The sequence below is a fragment of the Rodentibacter rarus genome (assembly GCF_001998965.1).
In the GTDB taxonomy this organism is placed as follows: domain Bacteria; phylum Pseudomonadota; class Gammaproteobacteria; order Enterobacterales; family Pasteurellaceae; genus Rodentibacter; species Rodentibacter rarus.
This window is the reverse complement of sequence record NZ_MLHJ01000019.1, coordinates 1-7279: the sequence shown is the minus strand read 5'-3', so window position 1 is coordinate 7279 and position 7279 is coordinate 1. Positions and strand designations below refer to the sequence as shown.

At 41.9% G+C, this 7279-nt stretch carries 8 protein-coding genes; 7 read left to right on the top strand and 1 reads right to left on the bottom strand.

All coding sequences use genetic code 11. The features are described 5' to 3' along the window. Positions 1–72: 72 nt before the first annotated feature. A complete protein-coding gene (yhbY, locus tag BKK50_RS03060; RefSeq protein WP_077415203.1) occupies positions 73–372 on the bottom strand; it encodes a ribosome assembly RNA-binding protein YhbY in 300 nt (99 codons plus the stop codon). 153 nt (positions 373–525) lie between these two features. Between yhbY and rlmE the strand changes: the two genes are divergently transcribed. The 7 genes from rlmE (at position 526) to BKK50_RS03025 (ending at position 7255) form a co-directional block, all read left to right on the top strand. Further along, positions 526–1164 (top strand): 23S rRNA (uridine(2552)-2'-O)-methyltransferase RlmE, encoded by a 639-nt coding sequence (rlmE, locus tag BKK50_RS03055; RefSeq protein ID WP_077415201.1) that lies wholly within the window; start codon positions 526–528, stop codon positions 1162–1164. Positions 1165–1244: 80 nt separating this feature from the next. Next, entirely contained in the window at positions 1245–3146 is a 1902-nt protein-coding gene (gene ftsH / locus BKK50_RS03050; RefSeq protein WP_077415199.1) for an ATP-dependent zinc metalloprotease FtsH, read from the top strand. 114 nt (positions 3147–3260) lie between these two features. Further along, positions 3261–4088 carry a dihydropteroate synthase gene (gene folP, locus BKK50_RS03045; protein WP_077415197.1) on the top strand — a complete coding sequence of 276 codons (828 nt, stop codon included), beginning with the start codon at positions 3261–3263 and terminating at the stop codon, positions 4086–4088. Positions 4089–4120: 32 nt separating this feature from the next. After that, positions 4121–5455, top strand: a complete 1335-nt coding sequence (gene glmM, locus BKK50_RS03040; RefSeq protein ID WP_077415195.1) for a phosphoglucosamine mutase — start codon at positions 4121–4123, stop codon at positions 5453–5455. A 63-nt stretch (positions 5456–5518) separates the two neighbouring features. After that, positions 5519–6004 (top strand): phosphohistidine phosphatase SixA, encoded by a 486-nt coding sequence (sixA, locus tag BKK50_RS03035; RefSeq protein ID WP_077415193.1) that lies wholly within the window; start codon positions 5519–5521, stop codon positions 6002–6004. Positions 6005–6253: 249 nt separating this feature from the next. Then, positions 6254–6919: a hypothetical protein gene (locus BKK50_RS03030; RefSeq protein WP_077415191.1), complete on the top strand. Its 666-nt coding sequence runs from the start codon at positions 6254–6256 to the stop codon at positions 6917–6919. Between the two features lie 69 nt (positions 6920–6988). After that, positions 6989–7255 (top strand): YcgL domain-containing protein, encoded by a 267-nt coding sequence (locus BKK50_RS03025; RefSeq protein ID WP_077415189.1) that lies wholly within the window; start codon positions 6989–6991, stop codon positions 7253–7255. The last annotated feature ends 24 nt before the right edge of the window (positions 7256–7279 follow it).

The following is a 7279-nucleotide window of genomic DNA, read 5'->3' as shown; positions in this document are numbered from 1 at the left end:
TCCCTACGTTTTGTTAAAACCTCCGATTTTACGCATTTGCGATAAATATCGGATATTGATTGTGTCGAAACCTTATTTGCGGGGAAGCTGTATTTTGGTTTCTTCACTCGGACGATAAAGCACTAAAATATGACCGATAGTTTGCACATTTGCGGCCTTGGTTTCACGGACAATCGCATTAATAATTAATTGCTTGGTCTCACGATCCGCCCCTGCAATTTTTACTTTAATGAGTTCATGGTGATCAAGGGCATTTTCGATTTCGGCAAGTACGCCTTCAGTTAAACCGTTGCCACCAAGCATCACAACCGGATTGAGATGGTGGGCAAGGGCTTTTAAGAATTGTTTTTGTTTGGTTGATAAGGTCGTCATAAGAAATCCTACAAATAAATAGAAATAATAAAAAGAGCGGTTAGAAAAACGAGGATTTTCTGCGTTTTTTAAGCTCACCAAGTCTTGAATTCGGCAGATTGTACCCAAATATAGGCGAAACTACTACAAAAAATCGTACAAAAGACAGAGATTATGGGAAAGAAAAAACGTTCGGCGAGTTCTTCTCGTTGGTTAAACGAACATTTTAAAGATCCATTTGTACAGAAAGCGCATAAGCAAAAATTACGCTCTCGTGCTTATTTCAAAATTGATGAAATTCAGCAAACGGATAAATTATTCAAACCGGGTATGACCGTGGTGGACCTCGGTGCTGCCCCGGGCGGCTGGTCGCAATATGTCGTGAGCCAAATTGGTGATAAAGGTCGTGTGATTGCCTGTGATATTTTGGAAATGGATCCGATTGTGGGGGTGGATTTCTTACAAGGTGATTTCCGAGAAGAGCAGGTGCTTAATGCGTTACTTGAACGTGTTGGAGAAGCAAAAGTGGATGTGGTGATGTCGGATATGGCGCCCAATTTCAGCGGTATGCCCTCGGTGGATATTCCCCGTGCGATGTATTTGGTAGAACTGGCATTAGATATGTGCAAACAAGTGTTGGCAATGAAAGGCAGTTTTGTAGTGAAGGTATTCCAAGGGGAAGGATTTGACGACTATTTAAAGGAGATTCGTGCTCTTTTTAGTGGGGTGAAAGTCCGTAAACCGGAGGCATCACGGGGGCGTTCCCGTGAAGTTTATATTGTTGCAACGGGCTATAAAGGCGAATTGCTTTAATCGCTTTTCATCGTTTGTGATATATAGTATCTTGTGTCGAATTTATTAACTTAGGAAAGGCAGGTTAGACTTTGAACGATATGGTCAAAAATTTGGTACTCTGGATTGTGGTAGCAGTAGTTATGATGACGGCTTACCAGAGTTTTAATTCTTCTTCGGCGGACAATGCGACCGATTATACGACCTTTGTTTACGATGTAAGCAATGGTCAGGTAAAAGAGGCACGTTTTGATACCAATGAGATTACCGTAACAAAAAATGACGGTTCAAAATATATTACCGTTATGCCACCGTTGGAAGATAAGAAATTACTTGATGATTTATTGAGTAAAAAAGTGAAAGTGGAAGGTACGCCATTTGAAAAACGCAGTATTCTTTCGCAACTTTTAATTTCCTCATTCCCAATGTTGTTCTTAATCGGGATATGGATTTATTTTATGCGCCAAATGCAAGGCGGTGGCGGTAAAGCCATGAGCTTTGGTAAAAGTCGGGCGAAAATGCTTAGTCAGGATCAAATCAAAGTCACCTTTGCTGATGTGGCAGGCTGTGATGAAGCGAAAGAGGAAGTTGGCGAAATTGTTGATTTCTTGCGTGATCCGGCTAAGTTCCAAAATCTAGGCGGTAAAATTCCAAAAGGGATTTTGATGGTTGGGCCTCCGGGTACCGGTAAAACCTTATTAGCAAAAGCCATTGCGGGTGAAGCTAAAGTGCCGTTTTTTACCATTTCCGGTTCTGACTTCGTTGAAATGTTTGTGGGCGTGGGGGCTTCTCGTGTTCGTGATATGTTTGAACAAGCGAAGAAAAATGCGCCTTGTTTAATTTTTATTGATGAAATTGATGCCGTTGGTCGCCAACGTGGGGCGGGTTTAGGCGGTGGTCATGATGAACGTGAGCAAACCCTAAACCAAATGTTAGTTGAAATGGACGGATTTGGTGGCAATGACGGCGTGATTGTGATTGCGGCGACAAATCGCCCTGATGTGTTAGACCCTGCGTTAACCCGTCCGGGACGTTTCGACCGTCAAGTGGTGGTAGGGTTGCCGGATGTCAAAGGTCGTGAGCAAATTTTACAAGTGCATATGCGTAAAGTGCCGTTAGCTGATGATGTGGATGCCATGACCCTAGCCCGTGGTACACCGGGTTATTCCGGGGCGGATTTAGCCAACCTTGTGAATGAGGCAGCATTATTTGCGGCACGCAGTAATAAACGTACGGTGTCTATGCTTGAATTTGAAAAAGCAAAAGACAAAATCAATATGGGGCCGGAACGCCGTACCATGATTATGACGGAGAAACAAAAAGAATCCACCGCTTATCATGAGGCAGGTCATGCGATTGTGGGTTATTTAGTGCCTGAACATGATCCGGTTCACAAGGTGACGATTATTCCTCGTGGTCGTGCCTTGGGGGTAACATTCTTCTTACCTGAAGGTGATCAGGTCAGCATTAGCCAAAAACAATTAGAAAGTAAACTTTCCACCCTTTATGCAGGGCGTTTGGCGGAAGATTTAATTTACGGTGAGGAAAATATCTCCACCGGTGCTTCTAATGATATTAAAGTGGCGACGAATATTGCCCGTAATATGGTCACTCAATGGGGTTTCTCCGATAAACTTGGACCAATTCTTTATTCCGAGGATGATGGTGAGGTATTCCTCGGTCGTTCAATGGCGAAAGCAAAACATATGTCCGATGAAACAGCCCACGTGATTGATGAAGAAGTGCGTGCCATCGTCAACCGTAACTATGAGCGAGCAAGACAGATTCTTATCGACAATATGGATATTTTACACGCTATGAAAGATGCGTTAGTGAAATATGAAACCATTGAAGAAACACAAATCAAGCAGTTAATGAATCGTGAACCGGTCACTCCACCTTCAGGCTGGGAAGAGCCGAAAACCTCACAAGCCGCTTATTCAAATGTTGCTTCTGAAAACAAATCAGAAAGTGCGGTTGAAAATCCACAAGATTCTGAGTAAATAAAGTGAAGCCTTCCTTGTGAAGGCTTTATTTTTATTCGGTGATTTTTTTCTTAACGGGATTCCGCTATAATTCCCCACCTCAAATTTACCCTAAAAATTGACCGCACTTTTATGAAACTTTATGCCAATAATAAATCCCTTGATTTATCACACCCTCAGATTATGGGAATTTTAAATTTCACACCGGATTCTTTTTCGGATAGCGGAAAATTTTTTAGCCTGGATAAAGCATTGTTTCAAGTAGAAAAAATGCTCAATGAAGGAGCAAGTATTATCGATATTGGTGGGGAATCCACTCGACCAATGGCAGAAGATGTGTCCGATCAAGAAGAACTTCATCGTGTTGTGCCGTTAGTAGAAGCCGTTCGTCAGCGTTTTGATTGTTGGATTTCGGTGGATACTTCTAAGGCAATCGTGATGCAAGAGGCGTCCAAAGTGGGTATGGATTTGATCAACGACATTCGTGCTTTACAAGCACCGAATGCTTTAAAAATTGCGGCAGAGTTGGATTTGCCGGTTTGTCTTATGCATATGCAAGGTCAACCAAGAACGATGCAAGTCAACCCTCAATATCAAAATGTGGTGCAAGAAGTGCTCGCTTTTTTACGCCAGCGTTCAGAGCAGTGCATGCAGGCAGGCATAAAAAAAGAACAGTTAATTTGGGATATGGGATTCGGATTTGGGAAAACCGTTCAGCATAATTATCAATTGTTAAACCAGCTTGGCGTATTTTGTGATGAGGGTTATCCGGTATTGGCGGGCCTATCACGCAAATCAATGATTGGTGCGGTGTTGGACAAACCCGTTGAGGAAAGAATGGTTGGCAGTGTTGCCGGGGCATTAATTGCGGCGCAGAAAGGGGCAAAAATTTTACGGGTGCATGATGTGGCTGCCACAGCCGATGCACTCAAAATTTGGCAGGCGACAGAAAACGCCTAGGTTTTTAGAAAAATAAAATAAAGGAATTGATTATGGCAGAGCGTAAATATTTTGGTACAGATGGTGTGCGTGGTAAAGTCGGGACTTACCCGATTACCCCTGATTTCGCTTTAAAATTGGGTTGGGCGGCAGGTAAAGTGCTGGCTTCGCAAGGATCAAAAACCGTTTTAATTGGTAAAGATACCCGTATTTCCGGCTATATGTTGGAATCGGCATTAGAGGCAGGGCTTGCCGCTGCGGGGCTTTCTGCCGCTTTTACCGGTCCAATGCCGACACCGGCAATTGCTTATTTAACCCGAACCTTCCGTGCAGAAGCGGGCATTGTGATTTCCGCTTCTCATAATCCTTATTATGATAACGGCATTAAATTTTTCTCCGCCCAAGGCACAAAATTACCCGATGAAATTGAGGAAGCCATTGAAGCGATGTTAGAGCAGCCAATGGATTGTGTTGAATCTGCAGAATTAGGAAAAGCCCGCCGGATTAATGATGCCGCCGGGCGCTATATTGAATTCTGTAAAGGAACATTCCCGGCGCATTTAGGCTTAGAGGGCTATAAAATTGTGGTGGATTGTGCCAATGGGGCGACTTATCACATTGCACCAAATGTCTTGCGTGAATTAGGTGCGGATGTCATTGAAATCGGTACGACACCAAATGGTACCAATATCAATGAAAAATGCGGAGCGACCGATGTGCAGGCATTACAGGAAAAAGTGTTAGAAGTAAAGGCGGATGTGGGCTTGGCTTATGATGGGGATGGTGATCGTATTATGATGGTGGATCATCTTGGTCATAAAATTGATGGTGACCAAATCCTCTTTATTATTGCCCGTGAAGCCTTGCGTGCAGGGCAATTAAAAGGCGGTGTTGTGGGAACATTAATGAGTAATATGAGCCTTGAAATTGCCTTAAAAATGCTGGGCGTTCCTTTTGTTCGTGCGAATGTGGGCGACCGTTATGTGCTTGAAAAAATGCTTGAAAATGATTGGAGACTTGGCGGAGAAAACTCCGGTCACATTATTATTTCCGATAAAAATACCACAGGAGATGGAATTGTTGCCTCATTAGCGGTGTTAGCCGCAATGGTTCAGCATAAACTTTCACTTAATGAATTGGCAAGTGCGGTTAAATTGTTCCCTCAAGTATTAATTAATGTGCGTTTTGCCGGCGGGAAGAACCCATTAGAGAGTGAAGCGGTGAAATCCGTTGCCGCAGAGGTTGAAAAACGTTTAGAAGGAAAAGGCCGAATTTTATTACGCAAATCCGGCACAGAGCCTTTAATTCGTGTCATGGTGGAATGCCAAGATGGTGAACTTGCCCAGCAATGTGCGGAAGAGATTGCTGAGGCTGTCAAAGCGAATTAATTGATTTTGACCGCTCTTTTAAAAAAGAGCGGTCAGTTTTTATCTTAAATTTAGGAAAGCAGAATGAAAATTTTTATTATGCGCCATGGTGAAGCAGAAGTGATGGCGAAAACCGACAGGGCACGTCACTTAACTGAATACGGTAAAAAACAGGCTTTTGCGCAAGGAGAATGGTTAAAAAATCATATCAACTCAACCGCACTTTCATTTGATTATATTTTAGTAAGCCCTTATCAGCGAGCTTTAGAAACATTTGAGCAAGTGAATCACCAGTTTGAAGGGGCATTACAACCTAATTTGGAAATTTGGGAGGGCATTACCCCTTACGGTTCGGCGGAGTTAGTTGTCGACTATTTGACCGTATTAGAGGCTCAAGGTATCGACTCCATTCTTATTATTTCACATTTACCTTTAGTGGGTGAGATTGTTGCCGAGCTTTATGGCAAACGAAATCCGATTAGTTTTTATCCGTCAACCCTTGTACAAATTGATTGGAACGAAGGAAAAGGAGAGATTGTCAGCTATCATTATCCACCGGAAATACTCTAACTTGGCTAAAATATCACTATTTTAGAAATGCTTACTTCTTTACAAAAAATAAATTTTAAAATGGGAACTTTTAAAAAAGTATTGATATTTCATTATGTTAGCAATTGATTTGCTTGTTTAAGCATCAGTATTATGGGCGAGAAGTGTAAAGTTTCTCTTTGGCTATTTTATTTTGCATTTTTTTGCGTAAACTACGCTGCATAAACTCAATGTGTTTTCCCATTTATTTAACCCAATAGGAGATTAAAAATGAAAAAATCAGTATTAGCGGCATTGGTACTTGGCGCAAGTTTAGCGGTAACCGGCTGTTTCGATAAACAAGAAGCAACACAAAAAGTGGAAGCTGCGAAAGAGGCTGCCACGAACGCAGCGACTGAAGTAAAAGAGGTAGCGGTAGAGGCAGCATCCAATGTGAAAGATTCTACAAAACAAGCGGTTACAGATGTAAAAGAGGCGGCAGCTAACGCAATGGATTCTGCTAAATCAGCTGCTGAAGAGGCTAAAAATGTCGCAATGGACAAAGTGGCTGAAATGAAAGATGCCACCGTCGCTAAAGTGGAAGAAACGAAAGAGGCGGCGCTTACCACAATGGAAAAGATGACAAATAAAGCCTCAGAAAAAGTGATTGAAATGAAAGATGCTACTGTGGCTAAAGCAGAAGAAACGAAAGATGTGGCAATTAGCAAAATGGAAGAGATGACAAATAAAGCATCAGATAAAGCTACCGAAATGAAAGAGACGGCAGTCGCTAAAGTGGAAGAAACGAAAGAGGCTGCGGTGACTAAGATGGAAGAGATGACAAACAAAGCATCAGATAAAGCCAGTGAAGTGAAAGAGGCGATGTCTTCAATGAAAGAAATGGTAACTGAAAAAGCAACGGATGCTGTCGAAGCGGTAAAAGACGCAACAAAGTAATTTTATAAAATACAAAATCCCTACCGAAATTATTCGGTGGGGATTTTCTTTTTTGTGGAGGCAAAGAGAATGCTGTGTGCAATTTATAAAAGTCGGAAAAAGCCGGGAAGTTATCTTTATATTCAAAAACGTGATGATTTTTCTGCCGTTCCATCGGTATTGCTAGAACATTTTGGCAAACCGGAATTGGTGATGATGTTTAATTTAGCCGGTGATAAAGCACTTCGTCAAATTGATAAAGATGAAGTCAAGGAGAAAATTGCCTCACAAGGATTTTATTTACAAATACCAAAACAAGATGATGGCTTATTTAATAGTTTGAGTGAGATCAAATAATCGTTAAATTTTGGGGCTGTACTA